Annotated in this window: 15 protein-coding genes; 8 read left to right on the forward strand and 7 right to left on the reverse strand. The window is 52.7% G+C overall.

From position 1 onward, the window contains the following. Nucleotides 1-10: 10 nt before the first annotated feature. Nucleotides 11-3,268 carry a UvrD-helicase domain-containing protein gene (locus PY990_RS01220; protein WP_275270053.1) on the reverse strand — a complete coding sequence of 1,086 codons (3,258 nt, stop codon included), beginning with the start codon at nucleotides 3,266-3,268 and terminating at the stop codon, nucleotides 11-13. Beyond that, complete coding sequence (locus tag PY990_RS01225) at nucleotides 3,261-5,777, reverse strand: PD-(D/E)XK nuclease family protein (protein WP_275270054.1); 2,517 nt, start codon at nucleotides 5,775-5,777, stop codon at nucleotides 3,261-3,263. Before PY990_RS01225 ends, PY990_RS01220 begins: the two co-directional genes overlap by 8 nt. 193 nt (nucleotides 5,778-5,970) lie before the next feature. Here PY990_RS01225 and trxA point away from each other — a divergent pair, with 193 nt between their 5' ends. The 5 genes from trxA (at nucleotide 5,971) to PY990_RS01250 (ending at nucleotide 9,753) form a co-directional block, all read left to right on the forward strand. Beyond that, nucleotides 5,971-6,300, forward strand: a complete 330-nt coding sequence (trxA, locus tag PY990_RS01230; RefSeq protein WP_105028303.1) for a thioredoxin TrxA — start codon at nucleotides 5,971-5,973, stop codon at nucleotides 6,298-6,300. Between the two features lie 122 nt (nucleotides 6,301-6,422). Then, nucleotides 6,423-7,679 (forward strand): transcription termination factor Rho, encoded by a 1,257-nt coding sequence (gene rho / locus PY990_RS01235; protein WP_008250210.1) that lies wholly within the window; start codon nucleotides 6,423-6,425, stop codon nucleotides 7,677-7,679. Nucleotides 7,680-7,775: 96 nt separating this feature from the next. Beyond that, entirely contained in the window at nucleotides 7,776-8,369 is a 594-nt protein-coding gene (locus PY990_RS01240; protein WP_171097791.1) for a LemA family protein, read from the forward strand. Beyond that, nucleotides 8,369-9,250 (forward strand): TPM domain-containing protein, encoded by an 882-nt coding sequence (locus PY990_RS01245; RefSeq protein ID WP_275270286.1) that lies wholly within the window; start codon nucleotides 8,369-8,371, stop codon nucleotides 9,248-9,250. Before PY990_RS01240 ends, PY990_RS01245 begins: the two co-directional genes overlap by 1 nt. Before the next feature lie 2 nt (nucleotides 9,251-9,252). Then, the gene (locus tag PY990_RS01250) at nucleotides 9,253-9,753 is read left to right on the forward strand and encodes a TPM domain-containing protein (RefSeq protein WP_275270055.1); all 501 of its coding nucleotides are present in this window, start codon (nucleotides 9,253-9,255) and stop codon (nucleotides 9,751-9,753) included. A 15-nt stretch (nucleotides 9,754-9,768) separates the two neighbouring features. On the opposite strand, the gene PY990_RS01255 is transcribed toward PY990_RS01250, so the two are convergent. Both PY990_RS01255 and PY990_RS01260 read right to left on the reverse strand, forming a co-directional pair. Next, nucleotides 9,769-10,848: a putative solute-binding protein gene (locus PY990_RS01255; RefSeq protein WP_275270056.1), complete on the reverse strand. Its 1,080-nt coding sequence runs from the start codon at nucleotides 10,846-10,848 to the stop codon at nucleotides 9,769-9,771. Next, nucleotides 10,845-11,363 carry an SRPBCC family protein gene (locus tag PY990_RS01260; protein ID WP_275270057.1) on the reverse strand — a complete coding sequence of 173 codons (519 nt, stop codon included), beginning with the start codon at nucleotides 11,361-11,363 and terminating at the stop codon, nucleotides 10,845-10,847. The genes PY990_RS01255 and PY990_RS01260 overlap by 4 nt, the downstream gene beginning before the upstream one ends. Before the next feature lie 33 nt (nucleotides 11,364-11,396). Between PY990_RS01260 and PY990_RS01265 the strand changes: the two genes are divergently transcribed. Next, nucleotides 11,397-11,879, forward strand: a complete 483-nt coding sequence (locus PY990_RS01265; RefSeq protein WP_275270058.1) for a YkvA family protein — start codon at nucleotides 11,397-11,399, stop codon at nucleotides 11,877-11,879. Nucleotides 11,880-11,997: 118 nt separating this feature from the next. On the opposite strand, the gene PY990_RS01270 is transcribed toward PY990_RS01265, so the two are convergent. Further along, on the reverse strand, nucleotides 11,998-13,803 hold the full coding sequence (locus PY990_RS01270; protein WP_275270059.1) for a sodium:solute symporter family protein: 1,806 nt from the start codon (nucleotides 13,801-13,803) through the stop codon (nucleotides 11,998-12,000). Nucleotides 13,804-13,814: 11 nt separating this feature from the next. After that, nucleotides 13,815-14,075 (reverse strand): DUF4212 domain-containing protein, encoded by a 261-nt coding sequence (locus tag PY990_RS01275; RefSeq protein ID WP_105028294.1) that lies wholly within the window; start codon nucleotides 14,073-14,075, stop codon nucleotides 13,815-13,817. Nucleotides 14,076-14,393: 318 nt separating this feature from the next. Between PY990_RS01275 and PY990_RS01280 the strand changes: the two genes are divergently transcribed. Together PY990_RS01280 and PY990_RS01285 are read left to right on the forward strand one after the other, a co-directional pair. Further along, entirely contained in the window at nucleotides 14,394-17,213 is a 2,820-nt protein-coding gene (locus tag PY990_RS01280) for a methyl-accepting chemotaxis protein (protein ID WP_275270060.1), read from the forward strand. Continuing rightward, the gene (locus PY990_RS01285) at nucleotides 17,210-18,802 is read left to right on the forward strand and encodes a chemotaxis protein CheW (protein WP_275270061.1); all 1,593 of its coding nucleotides are present in this window, start codon (nucleotides 17,210-17,212) and stop codon (nucleotides 18,800-18,802) included. The genes PY990_RS01280 and PY990_RS01285 overlap by 4 nt, the downstream gene beginning before the upstream one ends. Here the strand turns inward: PY990_RS01285 and tgt are convergent. Next, the gene (gene tgt, locus PY990_RS01290; RefSeq protein ID WP_275270062.1) at nucleotides 18,738-19,892 is read right to left on the reverse strand and encodes a tRNA guanosine(34) transglycosylase Tgt; all 1,155 of its coding nucleotides are present in this window, start codon (nucleotides 19,890-19,892) and stop codon (nucleotides 18,738-18,740) included. The genes PY990_RS01285 and tgt overlap by 65 nt on opposite strands. Nucleotides 19,893-20,018: the final 126 nt, after the last annotated feature.

Here is a 20,018-nt window from a genome sequence, read left to right on the forward strand (position 1 = left end):
AGACTGAATTCTACACCGAAGTCAGCCAGTGAACTTCGCCATGCCGGTCAATCAGTGCAGCTTGTGTGGGCGCCAGTTTATTGCCCTTGTTCAGGGTAAGGTCAACTAAACCCACGTATTCAAGTACTTGCTGAGTATAGCCCTGCAAATTGCCTGAATTTACTGCCCATTTGTAGTCCAGCACCAGAAAACGGTCGGGCAACTCAAGCACCCGGTCAGCCCGCAGCGATCGGCCATCGCCCAGCACCCATTCCAGTTCATTGAACACACGGTGGTTGCTGACCACAGCACCTTGCAACCACGGCTGCAAATCAGCCTTATCCACCAACAAACGGCAGGCTTGCTCCACCTGCAACAATTCATCGTCCCGCAGGGGTCGAAACACCGCCTCGCAGCGCACCAACACCCGCGCCCACCAGGTGTCGAAAGGCACATCAAACAGCTCGTCAACCCATTCAAGCGCTGCATGCCAGGCTGTACCTTTTCGCAATTCGGGCGTGGTAATACGAGGCACCACCTTGCCCACAGGCGCATTCAATGCTTTCAGTACCGGAAACTGCGGGCGTACCCACACGGCGGGGGGATCGAACAGCCCAGCCAATTCAATTTGGGCGGGCCCTTGCCTGGCTTCATCGGATGCATTTATTGCACTTTCAAAAGTTGGCCAAGTGTTGTGCACTAGCGAGGCAAAAGGCAGTAAGCGTTCATACCAACCCTTGCTGGCCCCACGCTTTTCACTGCCACTTAAGTGAATGGAATACCGGGCGCGGGTTAGCGCCACATACAGCAAGTGGTCTTCTTCATCGGCATAGGCTTGTTGTTCAATGGCTTGCGCTGCGGCGCGGCCAGGGCTTGGGTTGCTTAAATTACCCATTACAGTGACTGAGTTGGGGTGCGATTCACCCAAAGCCCAATCGATCAGCAAACCCGCATTGCTGCCACCGGGTTTGGGCGACGAATTTGCATCGAACAGCCAAACGTGGTTTGCCTCCAAACCCTTGGCGGAATGCACTGTCATGATGCGCAATACATCCGGGTTATTGGCTGCGCCTTCACTGTCAGAGCTGGCATAGGTTTGCAGTTTCACCGCTTCATACAAAGCGTGCTGCAAGCTTGGAAAACGACCCTTGTTCAAACCCAGTGCCCAAGCTTTTAACCAATCCCAGTGCTCAGCCATCATGACCCGCTGGCGCGGCGATGCTGAATTCAAATATTTTTCAGAAGCCTTTGTATCGCTAACAACTTTGGACAGGGTTTCAAACAGCGGCAAGGCGCGCGCCATGCGCAGCCATTCCAACAACTGTGCATACAACGCAGCCCATGGCCTCTCATGTTGCCCGGCCAAGGCCTCCAGCGTACTCCACACGGTGTTGGCCCCAGTGGTGTTCTGGGTTGTTTTGCCAGCTTGTATCAGCACCTGAAATTGCGACGAAGAAAGGCCAATGAGGGGGCAACGCAACAATTGCAGCAGATGCAAATTGGCATGTGGGTTATTCAGAAAACCCAGTAGTGCAATGGTGTCACCCCATACCTGCGAGGTGTAACGCTCGCCTTTGTCTTTGATGGTGTAAGCCAAACCGGCTTCACGCAGAGCAGCCATGAGGGGCACGCCACTTTTGTGGGCGCGCACCAGCACCATCACTTCACTCAAATTCTGGATGCTGCCATTGGCCAGCCACTGTTGCAGGGTGTGCACCACACGCTGCGCTTCGTCGGGGCCTTCCTCTTCTTTGAGCAGTTTGGGATAAACATTCAAGCCGCTCAGCGTTGATTCACTTTTTCCAGCCAAACTGGTGTGTGTGCGAAAGGCAGTTTGCCCCCGCGTTTGCCCCGGCTCGAACACGGTGTTGACCACATCAACCACAGACTGCGCACAACGCCGTGTTGAATCCGATTCCAAAGTTTTGGCTGCAAAATTTTCAACCAGCCAAGTGCGCGCATGGTTGAACAAGCGTGCCTCAGCCCGTCGAAAACGGTAGATTGATTGTTTCGGATCGCCCACCAAAAACACGCTGGGCTTGTCATCACCGCTGTAGTCTTGCAACCAAAGTTTCAAGATATTCCATTGCACCGGGTTGGTGTCTTGAAATTCATCCACCAACAAATGACGCACGCGCGTGTCCAGTTTTTGCTGCATGTAAGCGCGCTGTTCATCATTCATCAACATGCGCAATGCGGTGGCTTCAAGGTCATCGAAATCGCACAAACCCTGCTCAAGCTTGATTGATTTATACGTGTCAAACAAGGGCGCAATCAATTGCGCCAAAGCAGCTGTGGCCTGCATGTCGAGCTGGTCTTTTTCAAGTTGCAAGGCCTGTGCTGTTTGCAGGGCCAAGCCCTCCAAGGTTTGAACATAGTCTGTTTCATCCACCGCTGTTTTCTGGCCCGCAGTGATCTTGAAAAAGTTTTTGCTCGGTTCATTTTTTGCGGTCAAACAAACCGCTTTCAGCTGCTCAAAAACATCCCCTGCATCGCCACCTTCCCGCAATGCAGTCAGTGCCTTTTCAATTTCCACAGCATGGCCCTGTTGCTTCGCCGTGCCCAAGGCCAGCCAGCGTGCAGCTTGTTGCCATTGCTCCAGATAATGCTTGTTGTTCAACACTTCGACAGGCCATTGTTCGCCTTCATCAATGCCAAACACCGTGTTCAACGGTGGTGCTTCGCTATTGTGCAACCACAGGCTGCAAGCCACGCGATTGGTCAACGCATGCTGCAACACCTGGCGCACCACGGCACGGTCCATTTGTGAGGCCAGCGTGTCAAAGGCTGGCAGCAATTCCGATTGATCGTTCAGCAAATTGGCTGTGAACACATCAATGGCCATGTCCATCCAGAACCCGGTTTGATCGGTGGGTTCGCTTTGCCTTGAAAAGCCACTGGCCAAGGGTGCCATTTGGCACAAAGACGCGAACCAGCCATGGAACGTGTCGATGGTCACCCCACGTGAATTCGTCAGCACCTCGCCCGCAAGCGCACGCGCCTTGCTCAGGTTGGTCTCATTGGCCACGGCACCGCGTTCGGTCAACAAAGCGCTCAGCTTGTCGTCACTCAACAAAGCGCATTCACGCAACAAACCAAACAGGCGTTCCTGCATTTCTTGCGCGGCTTTGCGTGTGAAGGTAATCGCCAAAATTTGATCAGGCCTTGCACCACTTAACAGCAAACGAAACAGGCGTGCGGTGAGCAACCAGGTTTTGCCACTGCCTGCGCAAGCCTCCACAACAACGCTGTTGGCCGGGTTGCAGGCAATCGAGGTGAAGCTACTCATCATCGCCCTCCTCGCCGTTCATGCCTTCGTGAAAAGCAGGGTGGGTTTCGGGCCTGCACACGCCACGCACGGCGCAGTATTCACAGGCGTCACCGGGGTTGGCTTGCCACACCGCCTTGCCTTCAAAAAACGAATTCAGTTCACTGACCAGTTCACTCAGCAACACCTCCCCCCAGGACTGAAAACCCTGTTCGCGATACTCATCGCTCAAGGGCGGAAAACTCACCCAATCCACTTTGTCTTTGTGCAAGCCCAGGAAATCAAGCTGCGCACGAGGGCTGTTCAACATGGCCTGATAGGCGGGCAATTGAGGCTGGCTCAAAGGGTCGGCCAGTCTTTTTTTCAAGAGGGAAGGGTTGGTAAATTTAATGTCTGAAATCGCCAGTGCATCACCCCGGGTATCCAACCTGTCCACGCGGCCTTTCAATGCAAGCGAGGCACCGCTGGGTTGCAATACAAGTGTGTGTTCAACCTGCTGCTCTGCACCCTTGAACTGCCAACCCTGAATTTGACGTTCCATTAGTTTACCGGCCAGCCGCGGCACAATTTGATCAAAAAACTTCAGGAAGGGGTAAACAGTTGCGCGATCGTCCAACTCTAGCGTGTTCCACACAAGCTGGGCCTGGTCCAGCAGTGTTTGTTTCCAGGCTTGCAACTGATTCACGGGCTGGCCAGGCAAGGCCATGTGCTGTGCTGTTTTTTCCAGCACCTTGTGCACAAACACTCCGCGCAGTTGCTCATAACGCATGGCACCCTCATCACGTTGAGGTGGCCAGGGCAAAGCGTGTTTCAAGCCGAAGCGAAGGCGACAGGCCTTCCAGTCGTCAAGCGCTGTCACTCTTAAAGAATCAGGCATTGAACCCGAATCGCTCAAGGCGGTCAGTTGCAAGGCCTGCTCGGGTGATTCACGCACTTCAATTTCAAGATTGGAAGGCGTGCGGTGCCAGAAGCTGGCCCAATGTTGGGTGTGGTTTTCGGAATCTCGCAACACAATGTCCAGCCACATCAATTCAGGCAACAACATTTCGGGTTTGCCTGCCACCTGTGCGCTGTGCACCAACGTTACTTTGTCGCTGTGCAACAACAACTCGTACAACGCAGATATTTTTTGAATGCGAGCCAGACGCGGGCCGGGGAAACCCAATTCCTGCGCCACGGCAGGTGGCAACAAACCGGGTGGGCTTTCCTGAAAATGGGACTGTGCACAACCCAACACCAACACACGCTTGAATTGCCGCATGCGGGTGCTTAACAGCGGCACCATGCGCACTGGGCTTTCAATATCAAGCGGCCGAAAACGTTGCGACTCGGCCCAGCTACGCCAGGCCGCTAAAAATTCGTGTGCATCAAATTCGGTTTGCGCAGGCACCTGCCGCATCAAACCCAGCACGGTCAGCAACTGCTGCCCCGCCTCGTCAGGCTGCAAGGCTGTATCCAGACCATGTTTTTCAAACAAGGCCACAAAAGCGCCTGCCCACTGCGCCAGCGTGTAACGGTTCCCGGTTTTACCGAAAGCCCAAGGCTCAAGGTGTTCAAGCGGCAAGCCGGTAAAGGGCTGAACCAGGGCAGTAAGCTGGCCCTGCTCTACAAACTGTTGCAACAGGTGGTCAAACCAGCCCGCCACATTCGATGTGGACAAACGCCACCCCGTGCGGTCATCTACCAACACACCCATATCAGCAAGCAGCCCCACCATACGGCGCGCAGCCAAGCGATCAAGTACAGCCACAGCAATTTCGGTCACGGGGTCTTCTCGCAACCATTCCAGAATTTGGTGTGCGGCCTGTTGGGCCTGCGTGGTTTCGTCGGGCGCCACCTGCAACACCACAGGGCTGGGCTGGGTGTTAAAACGCTTCGCGCCCAATTGTTGCCAGGGTTGCGGCCCCTCAATGGCAGGAAGCCTGAACACCTGCACCGGCACCTCGGGGTAAAACAGATCCAGCCAAAGGCCTGGCACAGTTTCGCCGTCATCAAACCACACCACCTGCGCGGGCGGATGGCCCGCAGGTTCGGCTGGCTTGGGTAACAGGTCCATGAGCTCGGTCGCATAGGTTTGGGCCAGTGTGGCCACCACTTGAGCCTCTTCAGCAGCAAAAGTGTTGTTCTCACAATACTGGGTCAGCGCACTTGTGTTGCGTTTTTGCACCAATACCTGCCTCAAGGCCAACTCCAGGTATTCCTGAGCCAAACCCCACAATTGAGAGGGCGATGAACCACCGCCCAACAAAGGCAATTGCCGCAACACACCCACCAAATCGGCTTGCAGGGCCAACCAGGGGCCCATGGCGGCCGGCTGGCTTAAACGGTCCGCTGTTTGAAGCCAAGGCCCCAGCGTGGCAAGGCCCGCGTGGTGCTGCGCCCAATGCCGCTTGAAGCTGCCCACGGTTTCTATGCGGGGCATCACCCACAACACCTGGCGGGCATCCAGCCCCGATTGGCCTAGCCAGTCAAATGCAGCCGCAAATGGGTTGGCTTGAAAAAGATCGACAGAAACAGAGTGTTGGGTCAAAACGTGTATGGGCGAATGTATGTTGTTAAGTCGATTAAAACGTGCGCGGGTTTGTGTTTCAGTTCAATTTCGCTGTAACATTCAGAATAGCATTTTCTTAAATGAAGGACTTTCATGGTCTGCGCGTGTGCTTTAATCACCCGGACACGCTTTGTGAATACCCTCCAAAGCAATTACCCACTTGAGGATTTAAATGAGCAGTGACCTGATCAAACACGTCAGTGACGCATCTTTCGACAGCGATGTTTTGAAAACCGACGGCCCTGTGCTGGTGGATTACTGGGCTGAATGGTGTGGTCCTTGCAAAATGATTGCGCCGATTCTTGATGACTTGTCCTCTGAATACAACGGCAAGCTGCAAATCGCCAAGATGAACGTGGACGAGAATTCTGAAACGCCTGCCAAGTATGGCATTCGCGGCATTCCAACCTTGATGTTGTTCAAGAACGGTGCCGTAGTAGCCACGAAAGTGGGCGCGTTGTCCAAATCACAGCTGGCAGCCTTTATCGACAGCCACCTGTAATACAATATTGATTGAGTCGCCCGGCGTGTGCCGGGCATCGAACCCCCTCACTGCAGTACAACCCCCACCCTTTGTTAACCTGTTTACCTCGCGGCGTTCGCCACCTACACAAATAGCCAAACATGTATCTATCTGAACTAAAAACGCAACACGTCTCTGCCCTGCTTGAAGTGGCTGGTGGCCTTGAAATTGAAAACGCCAACCGCATGCGCAAACAGGAATTGATGTTCGCAATCCTGAAGAAACGCGCCAAAAACGGTGAGCAAATTTTTGGTGATGGTGTGCTCGAAGTACTGCCTGATGGCTTTGGCTTCCTGCGCTCACCAGAAACCTCGTACCTGGCCAGCCCGGACGATATTTACATTTCTCCCAGCCAGATTCGCCGCTTTAACCTGCACACGGGTGACAGCATTGAAGGTGAGGTACGCACCCCCAAAGACGGTGAGCGTTATTTTGCGCTAGTGAAAGTAGACAAGGTAAACGGCGAAGCGCCTGAAGCCAGCAAACACAAAATTCTGTTTGAAAACCTGACACCGCTGCACCCGAACCAGCCTTTGAAGCTGGAACGCGACATGCGCGGCGAAGAAAACAACACTGGCCGTATCATCGACCTCGTGGCCCCGATCGGTAAAGGCCAGCGTGGCTTGCTGGTGGCCCCACCAAAATCGGGTAAAACCGTGATGCTGCAGCACATTGCGCATGCCATTACAGCCAACCACCCCGACATCACCTTGATTGTGTTGCTGATTGATGAACGCCCCGAAGAAGTAACAGAAATGATGCGTTCCGTGCGTGGCGAAGTGATTGCCTCCACATTCGATGAACCTGCAACCCGCCACGTGCAGGTGGCTGAAATGGTGATTGAAAAGGCCAAGCGCCTGGTTGAGCACAAACGCGACGTGGTCATTCTGCTCGACTCCATTACCCGTTTGGCTCGTGCATACAACACCGTGGTGCCTTCCTCCGGCAAGGTGCTGACAGGTGGTGTAGACGCCAACGCCCTGCACCGCCCCAAGCGCTTCTTCGGTGCCGCCCGTAACATTGAAGAAGGTGGATCGCTCACCATTATCGCAACTGCACTGGTCGACACCGGCAGCCGCATGGATGAAGTGATTTACGAAGAATTCAAGGGCACCGGCAACATGGAAATTCACATGGAACGCCGCATGGCGGAAAAGCGTGTGTACCCGGCCATCAACATCAACCGTTCTTCAACACGTCGCGAAGAACTGCTGATCAAGCCCGATTTGCTGCAAAAGATTTGGGTGCTGCGCCGCTTGCTGCACGACATGGACGAAATTGCTGCGATGGAATTCCTGATGGACAAGATCCGCCAGACCAAGAACAACGCAGAGTTCTTCGAAATGATGAAGAAGTAAATCAGATCATTTTTCCTGATCAAAGCCCATGCTGCAGTTGCACCGTGGGCTTTTTTAATTGCACAATCAGTCAACAACCCACCTAGGAGCGCCCCAATGAATCGCGTTTTTTCCCTGCTCACACTCATGTTTGCGCTGCTACTCAGCGGCTGCGGGTATAACACCATTCAAACCACGGATGAACAAGTGAAAGCGGCCTGGGCCGAGGTGTTAAACCAGTACCAGCGCCGGGCCGACCTTGTGCCCAATTTGGTGAATGTGGTGAAGGCCGAAGCCAATTTTGAGCAGGAGACACTGACGCAGGTGGTTGAAGCGCGCTCAAAAGCAACTTCAATTCAGGCCACCCCGGAACTGATCAACGACCCGGAAGCATTCAACAAATTTCAGCAGGCGCAAGGTGAGCTGAGTGGCGCTTTGTCGCGGCTCTTGTTGATTACCGAGAACTACCCCAATCTGAAAGCCAATCAAGGTTTTCGTGATTTGCAAACGCAGCTTGAGGGCACAGAAAACAGAATTACCGTGGCACGCAACCGTTACATCAAATCGGTTCAGGAGTACAACGTGACAGTGCGTTCATTTCCCAACAACCTGACCGCGATGGTGATGGGCTACGAAGTGAAGCCCAGCTTCACGGTTGAAAACGAAGCCGCGATTTCCAAACCACCCACCGTGGACTTTGGCACCAAGTGATGCACACCGTGTGCAATTCAATTGCTCGGTTTTGGCTAAGTAAGCTGCTGGCGCTGGTGCTACTGATTCCAGTGCCTGGCATGTTGTTGGCTCAAGAAGTACCTGTGCCCCCCTTGAACGCCCAAGTGGTCGACACAACGGGCACGCTAAGCCAGGAACAGCAAGCTGCACTGATTCAAAAATTGCAGGCATTTGAAGCCGCCAAAGGCAGCCAGATTGCTGTTTTGCTGGTGCCAAGCACCCAGCCAGAAACCATTGAGCAATATGCATTGCGTGTGGCCGAGAATTCGAAAATTGGCCGCAAAAATGTGGACGATGGCGCAATTTTGGTGGTGGCCCTGCAGGACCGTACACTGCGCATCGAAGTGGGCTACGGCCTTGAAGGTGCGCTTACCGACATTACCTCCAAACGAATTATTGAAGAGATTATTGTGCCGCAGTTTCGCCAGGGCAATTTTGCAGGTGGGGTGGCAGCCGGCGTGGACCAAATGATCAAGGTAATTGAAGGCGAACCCCTGCCAGAGCCGGTTGCGCAGCAAACGGCAAACAACCCAAGCACGATTGAAGACATTGCACCTGTGCTGTTCATGCTCTCGCTTTTCGTGGGTGGGTTTCTGCGCAAAACCATCGGCAAATTGCCCGCAGCATTGGCCACTGGCGGTTTGGTATTCGTGGTGGCTTGGTTATTCGCTGGCGCCGTGGTTTTTGCCGTGCTTGCTGCTGTAGTGGCTGCACTGCTCACCCTGTTTGGCAATTCGATGGGTGGCATGGGTGGCGGCCGTGGTGGCTTCGGTCGCGGTGGTGGCGGTTTTGGCGGAGGTGGCGGCTTCAGTGGTGGAGGCGGCGGTTTTGGAGGCGGTGGCGCTTCGGGTAGGTGGTAAGCATGAATTTCAAACGTGTAGTAAAACACCTGATAACCACCGAACGCGATGTGCGGAAAACATTCTCGCCAGCACATCTGCAACACATCGCGCAAGCCATAAGTGCCAGCGAAAGTCAGCATTCCGGCGAAATTCGTTTCGCAGTGGAAAGCGCGCTCGAACTACAGCCCCTGTTGCGGGCGCAAACGCCCCGTCAACGCGCCATTGAGGTGTTCAGTGAATTGCTTGTGTGGGACACCGAGCTTAACAACGGAGTGCTCATTTATGTGCTGCTGGCGGACCATGCCATCGAAATTGTGGCCGACCGAGGCATTCACGCCAAGGTAGGCAGCACTTACTGGGAAGCGCTGTGCCACCAAATTGAGCAGGCGTTTGGCCAGGGACAATTCGAGGCTGGGGTGATGAACAGTATTGAGGCCGTGAGCAAACAACTGATTACACACTTTCCACACAAGGGGGGTGGCAAGAATGAACTTCCCGACACCCCGGTGGTGATTGGCTAAACGAGAAGCGCCAGCTTACATGACCTGAATCGGGCAACTTTTGGGCACTGTGTAGCCCTCGGGCAAACTGCACTCCGACGCTTTGCCGTCTATTGAGCAGCGCACCTTTTTTAGCAGACGCAAGGCACAACCATCGTACACGCCGTCTTTACTCAAGCTGATTCGGGCTTCGCGCATCATGGTGGTGTATTCCGCCTTGTCTGCATCCGTCATTTTCAGCCAGGCTTTGTCTGGAATTTGTCGGTCGATTTTTTTCACTGCTTCCAAGGCCTTGGGCATTTCCTTCGCCACAAATGCCCGCAATTTCTGGCCTGAACCCGACTGAAACTTCGACTTTCGCAAAATGATTTGATAAGTGACCATGGCCACAGGCAACTGAATAATTGCGCCACGCCTGCCCAGGCCCTTGTAAAGCTCAAGAGGTGAGTAGGCAATCGAGGGGGCCACAATAATATCCACGGCGCCGTTGTTGAACATGGAACCGTAATTGGATACGTCTGCAGCGATCGGTTGTGCACCAACCTGCTCAATCAGCCTGCGCTGCGATTCATCGTGCGACAAAGCCGCAACCCGCTTGCCCGCAGCCTTGGCCAGTGAATTGATTTCGCGATCGCGCACAAACACATAAGCTGTGCCGAAGGGCAATACACCACCCACCTCAAAGTCACTTTGCTGCATCACACTTTGCAACTGCGGGCTGCCCATCGACTTCAAAGCCAGCAACACTGCATCGTAGTTGGGCAAGCCACCAATCGCATCCAGGCTGCCGGTGAAGCTGTTGTATTTTCGGGTTCGAATACCTGTGGCCACCAGGCCATCGCACGCACCAATTTCAAAGTCTTTGGCGGCGACCGATTCATTGGTATACACCACCGGTTTAAAGCCATAGCCGTTTTTTCGGCCTTCCAGTGCGTATTCCTGTGCCAAACCAAAAATTGGCCCCTTGGCACCCAACAAATCAAACACACAAATGTAGGGCTCTTGGCCGCTAACTGTCTGGGCACGTGCGGTGTTCTGGAAACCCAGAAAAACCAACATCATCAAACTGAAAACAGCCACAATTCGAAGACTGTTTTTTACACATGGATTCATCATCTTTTTCCTGCCTGCAAGGCGCGAAGCGTGATGATTTGGGTGAGATTAACCAAAGTTTTAGTCATCATCCGGTTCCAGATCAAATCCACTACCACAGCCTTGAATACGAGTCGCTTGGGCCCAATGCCCAAGCCTGGTTTTAAATAAAACAGGTAGCGCCAGGTCACCAAGGTACCGTCGCCATCCCGCTCAAATTCAAATGAACCTTTGGCGTGATCAAGCCAGTTCAACAGGGGTTGGCTAAAGCCCGTACCCTTGTATACAAACTGGCGATTTGGCACAAAGGCCAATACTTCTTCATCAATAACAGCGCCGCCCTTGAATGTAATTCGCTGAATATCGCCCACTTCATTGAACGATTGGCCCTGAATCATTTCTATACGAGTAATCGGCGCAATCAATGCGTCACTGTGAATGTATTCATCCGCCTTTAAACGGGTGTACAAGGCAAAGCAATCGGCCAGAGGCACGGGGATTCGGCATGAACGCTGGATCATCAAGGGTGCTTGGGTCACAATGAATCCTCTTTTAGTTGTTGGGTACTGCGCATGATCACACGTTTCTTTCCGATTCTTAGCAAACTGAAAGCACTGAAAACTCATGGCCGCATGCTGTGGCACGCTTTTCGGCATGCCGACACACCGAAATGGATCAAAGGCTTCATGCTGGCCGTGGTGGTTTATCTGTTTAGCCCCATTGACCTCATCCCTGACTTTTTGGTGCTGTTTGGCATTACCGACGATTTGGTCGTGATTAGCGCCGCCATGTGGTTTTTAGGCAAAGTTGTTCCGGAAAAGGTCAAAAACAGCCTGCCCATGGACCAGGCAGGCAGCCAAGCAACCTCGACAGACAACACACAGCAAGTGCAAAAAAACACGGTCAAAGCGCCCACTGCATTGCCTGCTACACCCACAAAAACAAGCCCTCTCAAGCCTTTCGGAATTGTTTTGCTCGTGGGGTTGCTGATTGCCGCTTTGGCAAGCCACCCATGGATACATGCCCAATTTCAAAGCATTGGAGCATTTTTTTGAGTGTGGAAGTAACAGTTTTACTCTAGAAAAACAAAAAGCCCGGTGATTTCTCACCGGGCTTTCAAGCTTCTTCAGCCCTGCCTTTCAGTGAAGGCAGTGGTTATTGTTGAACAGTCAATCAGTGACCAGTTGCCATGCCGGCACCACGCGGGGTGCGTACATCTTCAACCAGGTGCTGAATGTGCTCTGGGGGTGGTGCTGTCACTTTGCTGACCAGGTAGGCCACGACAAAGTTAACAATAGCGCCCACTGTACCAAAGGCTTCTGGCGTGATGCCGAAGAAGCCGTTGGCACCGCCAACCAAATGCAAGTACTCAGTACCGTTGATAAACAAAATACCCTTGTGTGCGAACACATAGAACAGGGTGACTGCCAAGCCACTCAACATACCCACAATTGCGCCTGTGGAGTTCATGGTTTTGGAGAAAATACCCATCATGATTACCGGGAACAAGCTTGATGCTGCAATACCGAAGGCCAAGGCCACAGTACCCGCCGCGAAGCCTGGCGGGTTCAAGCCCAGATAACCGGCCAGAACAATCGCACCTGCCATGGAAATTTTACCGGCCAGCAGTTCGTTCTTTTCAGAAATACTTGGGTTGAACACGCCCTTGATCAAGTCGTGCGAAACCGCAGACGAAATCGCCAGCAGCAAACCAGCCGCAGTCGACAGCGCAGCAGCCAAACCGCCGGCAGCCACCAGGGCGATCACCCAGTTGGGCAGCAATGCAATTTCAGGGTTGGCCAACACCATAATGTCAGCGTTCACTGTCATTTCATTGCCTTTCCAGCCTGCAGCTTCCGCTTTGGCCAAGAACTCGGGGTTCTTGCTTGCATCGTTGTAGTACTGAATACGACCATCACCATTCTTGTCTTCAAACTTGAGCAAGCCTGTTGTTTCCCAACGACCCATCCAGTCAGGCTTCTTGTCGTTTTCCAAAGCTGCGTCAGCAGCGAACAAGTCGCCACCGGTGGCCACATTGGAATTCACCGTGGCATGCAGGTTGTAACGGGCCATTGCGCCAACAGCAGGTGCAGTGGTGTACAGAATTGCAATGAACACCAGTGCCCAACCGGCAGATGAACGTGCATCAGCCACTGTGGGTACAGTGAAGAAGCGAATAATAACGTGGGGCAGGCCCGCGGTACCAATCATCAAACTAACGGTGTAGAAGAAGGTGTTCAGGTAGCTACCACCAGCAGGTGTTGTTGTGTACTGGCTAAAGCCGAGGTCGGTCACCACCTTGTCCAGGGTGGCCAGCATGGGCTGGCCGTTGGCCAACATGTCAGAACCCAGACCCAACTGCGGCAATGGATTGCCTGTCAGGTTCAAGGAAATGAAGATTGCTGGAATGGTGTAAGCGAAAATCAACACGATGTACTGTGCAATTTGCGTGTAGGTAATGCCCTTCATGCCGCCAAACACTGCGTACATAAACACAATACCCATACCCACATAAATACCCACTTCAGCGGACACACCCAGGAATCGGGAGAACGCTACACCCACACCTGTCATCTGGCCGATTACATAAGTAATGGAAGCCACCAGCAAACAGATCACAGCCACTGTGCGCGCTGTGTTGGAGTAGTAACGGTCACCAATAAACTGGGGCACCGTGAACTTGCCGAACTTGCGCAGGTACGGAGCCAGCAACATCGCCAACAACACATAGCCGCCGGTCCAGCCCATCAGGAATACGGAACCACCGTAACCCATGTTGGCAATCAAACCCGCCATTGAAATGAACGAAGCGGCAGACATCCAGTCTGCGGCAGTCGCCATGCCGTTGGCCACGGGGTGAACGCCACCGCCAGCCACATAAAATTCACCCGTGCTGCCAGCACGAGCCCAAAACGCAATACCGAGGTACAGCGCAAAACTCAAACCCACGATGACGTAGGTGATTGTTTGCAAATCCATTGGCAATCTCCTTAGTTTTCGTGGACGTCGTGTTCGCGGTCGATCTGACCCATCTTCTTCGCGTAGTAGAAAATGAGGATAATAAACATGTAAATAGAACCTTGTTGGGCAAACCAGAAGCCCAGTGGGTAACCACCGATGCTGAATTGATTGAGTTGCTCAACAAACAGAATACCGGCGCCGTAAGAAACCAAAAACCACACAATCATGATCTTGGTCAACAGGCCGAGTGTCGCTTTCCAGTAGGCTTCACCGCCCTTTGGGTTGCTCATCGCTTGTCTCCTTTTTAAGGTTGTTGTTAACCGCAGGCACGAGAAAAGAGGTCACATGGTTTCGCGCCAAGCTACTGCAAGTATTGAAATGTAAACTTACGTCAAACTTAACTGAATCAAATAAATAATTTACTTAATAAACTAAAAAAAGACCTCCCCCAGCATTACCCCCCTACCCAAACATGCGATTCCCAAAGCTGGAAAAACTGCAAACTGGTCGGTGATTACCTGTTTTATCAAGTGATTGAGCTGAACAAGGCCCCACACAATGGTATTTACCCCAATCAAGCCAACTCATTCTGATTAACAAGGCGACCCATGACACCCAATATCGAGCAACCTGGCAAGCACCGCACCCACTTGTTCAACGCGCTGGCGAAAAGCCAGGCCTGTATTGAATTCGACCTGAGCGGCCATGTGCTGTATGCCAACGAGAACTTCTTAAATGTTTTCGGCTACTCGGAAGAGGATGTGCTGGGGAAACACCACAGCCTTTTTTGCACAGCGAGTACCGCAGAGTCGGACGAATACCGGCTGTTCTGGAGCAAATTGCGCGAGGGCGAGTTTCAAACTGGTGAATTTTTGCGTCTGAATTCGCAAGGTCAAGAGGTGTATATCCAGGCGAGCTACAACCCGGTTCGGGATGATGACGGCAATTTGATCTCGGTCATCAAGATTGCATCGAACATAACCGATGTAAAAGGCAAGTCACTTGAAAATGAAGGCAAGGTGGCTGCGATCGACAAAACTCAAGCCGTGATTGAATTTGACACCACTGGCCGTATTTTGACGGCCAACGACAACTTTCTGAACACCATGGGTTATCGCCTGCAAGAAATTGTCGGGCAACACCACCGCCAGTTTTGCGAAAAAGACCATGCAGAATCTGAGGAATACAGCCAATTCTGGAAAGACCTTGCCGCTGGCGAGTTCAAATCAGGCGAATTCATGCGCTTGAACCGGCACGGTCGCCCCGTGTGGCTGCAGGCCACTTACACGCCAATTTTGGGTGTGAACGGCAAGCCTGTGAAAGTCATTAAATTTGCGAGCGACATCACTGCCGCCAAATTAAAGGCGATTGAAGACGACGGCAAGGTCAATGCGATGAATCGCTCGCAGGGCATCATCGAGTTTGATCTCGGTGGTCATATCTTGCACGCCAACGAGAATTTCCTCTCCCTGACAGGCTATTCACTAAGTGACATTGTGGGTCAGCACCACAGCATGTTTGTGGACAAGGAGGAGGCCAGCAGCGGTGCTTACCGCGCGTTCTGGCGCAAATTGGGCCAAGGCGAATTTGATTCAGGTGAGTACCTGCGTGTTGGCAATCACGGCAAGCGAATCTGGATTCAGGCCAGCTACAACCCGATTCTTGACCTCGAAGGCAACCCGGTCAAAGTTATCAAATTCTGCAGCGACATCACCCAATCCAAATTGCAAGGGATTGAAACCCAGGCGCGAATGGATTCTGTCTCCAATACCAGCTGCATTCTGGAGTTCAATGCAGAGGGGAAAATTCTCAATAGCAATGAGCTGATGCAAAAATCGCTGGGTTACAGCCAAACCGACCTGTCGGACAAATCCGAAAGCTTTTTGATGTTCGATGAAGAACGCAATGACAGCAATCACTTCAAAACCTGGAATGAATTGCGCGAAGGCAAAAACCTTGCGGGTGAGTTCCGTTACAAGGGTGTGGGCGGAAAGGAGATCTGGCTTTCAGGTACACGCAGCCCTGTCATTGGCCTTGACGGGAAATTGATCAAAGTGGTGTTGATACTGCAGGACATTACAGAATCGAAGCTGTCGCGGCTGGACGCCGAAGGCAAACTGGGGGCGATTGATCGCTCTCAAGCGGTGATTGAATTTGACATGCAGGGCAAAGTACTTGCAGCCAACGGCAACTTTTTGAAACTGATGGAATATTCCGCAGAGGAAATTTTAGGTCGCCACCACCGCATGTTTGTGGATGCCGCCTATGCTGCCACCCCTCAATACCAGGCATTTTGGGAAAGCCTGGGCCGTGGTCAGTTTGAATCAGGTGAATACAAACGGGTTGCGAAAGGTGGTCGAGAAGTATGGATTCAAGCCACCTACAACCCAATTTACGACCCGCGCGGCAACCTGGTCAAGGTGGTGAAGTTTGCCAGCGACGTGACCCAAAGCAAGCTGAAAAATTCGGAGTTTGAAGCCAAGGTCGAAGCCATTAACCTGGGGCAAGCCGTGATTGAATTCGATCTCGACGGCCATGTGTTAATAGCCAACCGGAATTTCCTCAATGCCATGGGTTACACCTCGCGTGAAATTCAGGGACAACACCACAGCATTTTCTGTACGCTGGAATACACGCAAAGCGAAGAATACCGCGACTTCTGGTTGAAGCTGAATGAAGGAAAATTTGTGAGCGGCCGCTTTCACCGCGTGGGCAAGTTCAACCGCGATGTATGGATTCAAGCCACCTACAACCCCATTCTGGACTTGAATGGCAACGTGGTTAAAGTGGTGAAATATGCCTACGATGTAACCAAAGAAGTGATGCTGGAACAGGGTATCAACAAGAAGTCGGGCGAAATGCGGGAACGTGTGTCCAAGCTGGTCGAGAGCATCACCGACATTTCGGGCAACTCAGCAGCCGCCACACAACTGGCAGAAAAAGGCGTGGAAGCGGCCCACCAGGGAAGCCGCGAATTGAAGCGATCCATCGCTGCAATCCATGCCATCCAGAACAGCTCGAGCAAAGTGTCGGAAATTGTGCGGGTTATTGGCGATATTGCTAACCAAACCAACTTGCGGTCATTCAATGCAGCCATTGAAGCCGCACGCGCCGGGCAACATGGCGTTGGGTTCTCGGTGGTAGCAGCCGAAGTGCGCAAGCTGGCAGAGAGCAGCTCAAGCGCAGCTCGCGAAATTGCAACACTGATTGAGGAATCGGTTGCACAGGTTGAGGAAGGCGTTGAGGTGAGCCAGAACGCCGCACAAAGCTTTGAAGGAATTTTGAGCAGTGTGACTGAAACAGGTGAAAGCGTGAAGCAAATTACCAGTTCGGCAGAACAGCAGCGCGACCTGGCCATTGCCGTGAACCGCCTGATTGAAGAGCTCACTGGTGGCCTTGAAAAACACACGGGCAGCAAAACCGCATGAATGACCTAAGCCAATACGAACAGGGCTTTGGTTCATTTCGAATTGGCGAAATGACGCTGGCCCTGCCGATGAAATCGGTCAGGGAAGTGGTGCCATTTCATCCCTTGATGGCGCTACCCTGCCCACAGCCCTGGATCAAGGGTGGCTTGAATTTGCGCGGGGTGACCATCCCTGTGCTCGACCTGGAATGTTTGCTGAACCGCCCCGGACACCAGTACACGCCGGGCTGTATTTTGCTGATCGCCCATGAAAATAATTTGCTGGGCCTGATCGCCGATCAAGTCAAAGCCTTGTTCTTTGCGGACCCGGGGGCCATGCACATGGTCAGCTCAGCAGACGCCGTAGGCAGCATTTTTGCAGGCAGCCTGATGAACAGCGAATTGAACCAACTGGTTCAAGTGCTTTCAACGCAAGCCTTGTTCGACCTGCCCGGGCTGCCCAAAGCTGAAGACCCGGAACCGCATCGCCAATCGCTTGAATTGCAAACCTCGAACGAAGACACCGCCCTGAACACCCGCACACCGCTGATGTTGATGCAAAGCATGTCGACCCTGTTTGCGGTGAACCCGAAAGACATTGAAACCACCGTGGTCAACCCCGTGCTATTACCCAGTGAATACGCTGGCGGGTTCTACAAAGGCAACCTGGATTACAGGGAGCAAACCATTCCGGCAATTGACCTGGCGAGTTATCTCGACCTTGGTACGCACAAGCCACTGCAACATGCCACGCAGCAAGCCTTTGTCATACGAATTGATGGAAACCCGCTGGCCTTGCTGATCGACCGGGTGCTGGATATTGTGCATGTACCACATAACTCAGTCATTCCACTGCCCGGCTTTGGCCTGTCCAAACCAGCGCAACTTGAAGGTGCTCTGCCCTGCACCACGTTTACAAAAGAGGACCCACATTCACAACGCGGCCCACAATATTTTGTGCTGTCTTGCCAGCGAATCAGCGAAGACCAGGAGTTGATTGAACTGGCCTGCATTTTGGCCAAGGCCAGCGCTAGCGCACAACTGGATGCCCAAAACCAGCTGGGCAAAGCCGCGCATGGGCTGGACCGCTTGATGGTGTACCGATTGGGTACCGAGTTTTCTACGCCGATTGAGCAAGTGCGGGAAGTACTCCCCTATCGGGCAGACATTGAAATGTTCGAGCGCAGCAATCCAATGCTGGGTATTCTGACTCATCGCAATGAATCCATTCCGGTTTTTGACCTGGCCCAGTGGCTGGGCGCAGAACGCCAAAGCCTTGATCATGAATCCAGCATTTTGGTGGTGAATGCCCATGGCGCCAGCGTCGGCTTTGCCGTGACCTCACTGACAGCGATTGAGAATGCGCAGTGGGAACCCAATGTGCCAGTGCTGGGCGATCAAAGACAACTGTTGCATGGCAAGCTAAAAACCACACAGCGACTTGCACAAATTGGAGAAAACAAACACCAACGCATGGTGGAGGTGATCGATTTGCAACAGCAAGTACTATTGATTCTCGATCAATTTGGTTTGGCTGTACCTACTGCTATTGAGGCTGTTGCTGCACCTGTTGTTGACCCGCTAGGGCATTCTCAGCACGCAGCGCATTGAACTCTTTCACAAATTCATCGAAGCGGTCTTGCTCGATCGCTTCGCGCATTTCCCGCATCAATTCAAGGTAGTAATGCAGATTGTGCATGGTATTAAGTTGCGCACCCAAAATTTCTTTGCTGCGGTCCAGGTGGTGTAGGTAGGCGCGTGAGAAATTTTTGCAGGTGTAGCAAGTGCAGGTGGCATCAAGCGGGCTTTCATCGTTTCGAAATTTCGCATTGCGAATACGGATGTCGCCCGTGCGCGTGAAAAGCCAGCCGTTTCGTGCGTTACGCGTGGGCATCACGCAGTCAAACATATCGATACCCTGCCCCACAGCATTCACCAGATCTTCGGGAGTACCTACACCCATCAAATAACGGGGCTTGTTCTGTGGTAATTTCGGCGCAGTGTGCGCAAGAATACGCTGCATGTCGTCTTTGGGCTCACCCACTGACAAGCCACCGATGGCGTACCCGTCAAAACCGATTTCTTCGAGGCCCTGGAGTGAAATATCGCGAAGGTCTTCATACATGCCGCCCTGAACAATGCCAAACAAGCCATTGTTGTTGCCCAGCGCATCAAAGGAGTCACGTGAACGGCGTGCCCAACGCATGGACATTTCCATCGACAGGCGCGCCTCGGTGTGCGTGGCCGGGTACGGCGTGCATTCATCGAAAATCATGACGATGTCAGAATTCAGGACGGTTTGAATGCGCATGCTTTCCTCAGGGGTAAGGAACAACTTGTCGCCATTCACCGGGCTGCGAAAGTGAACCCCCTCTTCCTTGATTTTTCGCATGGCCCCAAGGCTAAATACCTGGAAGCCACCTGAATCGGTCAAAATAGGACCTTTCCAACCCATAAACCGGTGTAGACCACCGAATTTTTCCATGATGTCCAGACCAGGCCGCATCCACAAATGGAAGGTGTTGCCGAGAATAATTTGTGCATTGATTTCCGTCAGATCGCGCGGTGTCATGCCCTTGACGGTGCCATAGGTGCCCACGGGCATGAAAATCGGGGTTTGAATGACACCGTGTGCGGTGGTAATTTCACCGCGGCGGGCCTGGCCTGACGTGGTTTTGAGTTTGAAGGACAGTGCGCTCAAGGAAAATGCCTTTTTAGAATTGGCCGTATTTTAAATCATTTCAAGCACATGGGCCTGAAAACCACGTTTTGAGTGGCCATTCCAGCAATTCAAGCGCTTGTTTGGCACAATGGAGTCATTCACAAA

Source organism: Limnobacter olei, from assembly GCF_029087225.1.
Taxonomy (GTDB): domain Bacteria; phylum Pseudomonadota; class Gammaproteobacteria; order Burkholderiales; family Burkholderiaceae_B; genus Limnobacter; species Limnobacter olei.

What these genes read in the sequence shown, in the direction of transcription:
- PY990_RS01220 (WP_275270053.1), bottom strand. Translation starts at nt 3,268, where the DNA reads ATGAGTAGCTTCACCTCGATTGCCTGCAACCCGGCCAACAGCGTTGTT.
- trxA (WP_105028303.1), top strand. Translation starts at nt 5,971, where the DNA reads ATGAGCAGTGACCTGATCAAACACGTCAGTGACGCATCTTTCGACAGC.
- rho (WP_008250210.1), top strand. Translation starts at nt 6,423, where the DNA reads ATGTATCTATCTGAACTAAAAACGCAACACGTCTCTGCCCTGCTTGAA.
- PY990_RS01240 (WP_171097791.1), top strand. Translation starts at nt 7,776, where the DNA reads ATGAATCGCGTTTTTTCCCTGCTCACACTCATGTTTGCGCTGCTACTC.
- PY990_RS01245 (WP_275270286.1), top strand. Translation starts at nt 8,369, where the DNA reads ATGCACACCGTGTGCAATTCAATTGCTCGGTTTTGGCTAAGTAAGCTG.
- PY990_RS01250 (WP_275270055.1), top strand. Translation starts at nt 9,253, where the DNA reads ATGAATTTCAAACGTGTAGTAAAACACCTGATAACCACCGAACGCGAT.
- PY990_RS01255 (WP_275270056.1), bottom strand. Translation starts at nt 10,848, where the DNA reads ATGATGAATCCATGTGTAAAAAACAGTCTTCGAATTGTGGCTGTTTTC.
- PY990_RS01265 (WP_275270058.1), top strand. Translation starts at nt 11,397, where the DNA reads ATGATCACACGTTTCTTTCCGATTCTTAGCAAACTGAAAGCACTGAAA.
- PY990_RS01270 (WP_275270059.1), bottom strand. Translation starts at nt 13,803, where the DNA reads ATGGATTTGCAAACAATCACCTACGTCATCGTGGGTTTGAGTTTTGCG.
- PY990_RS01275 (WP_105028294.1), bottom strand. Translation starts at nt 14,075, where the DNA reads ATGAGCAACCCAAAGGGCGGTGAAGCCTACTGGAAAGCGACACTCGGC.
- PY990_RS01280 (WP_275270060.1), top strand. Translation starts at nt 14,394, where the DNA reads ATGACACCCAATATCGAGCAACCTGGCAAGCACCGCACCCACTTGTTC.
- PY990_RS01285 (WP_275270061.1), top strand. Translation starts at nt 17,210, where the DNA reads ATGAATGACCTAAGCCAATACGAACAGGGCTTTGGTTCATTTCGAATT.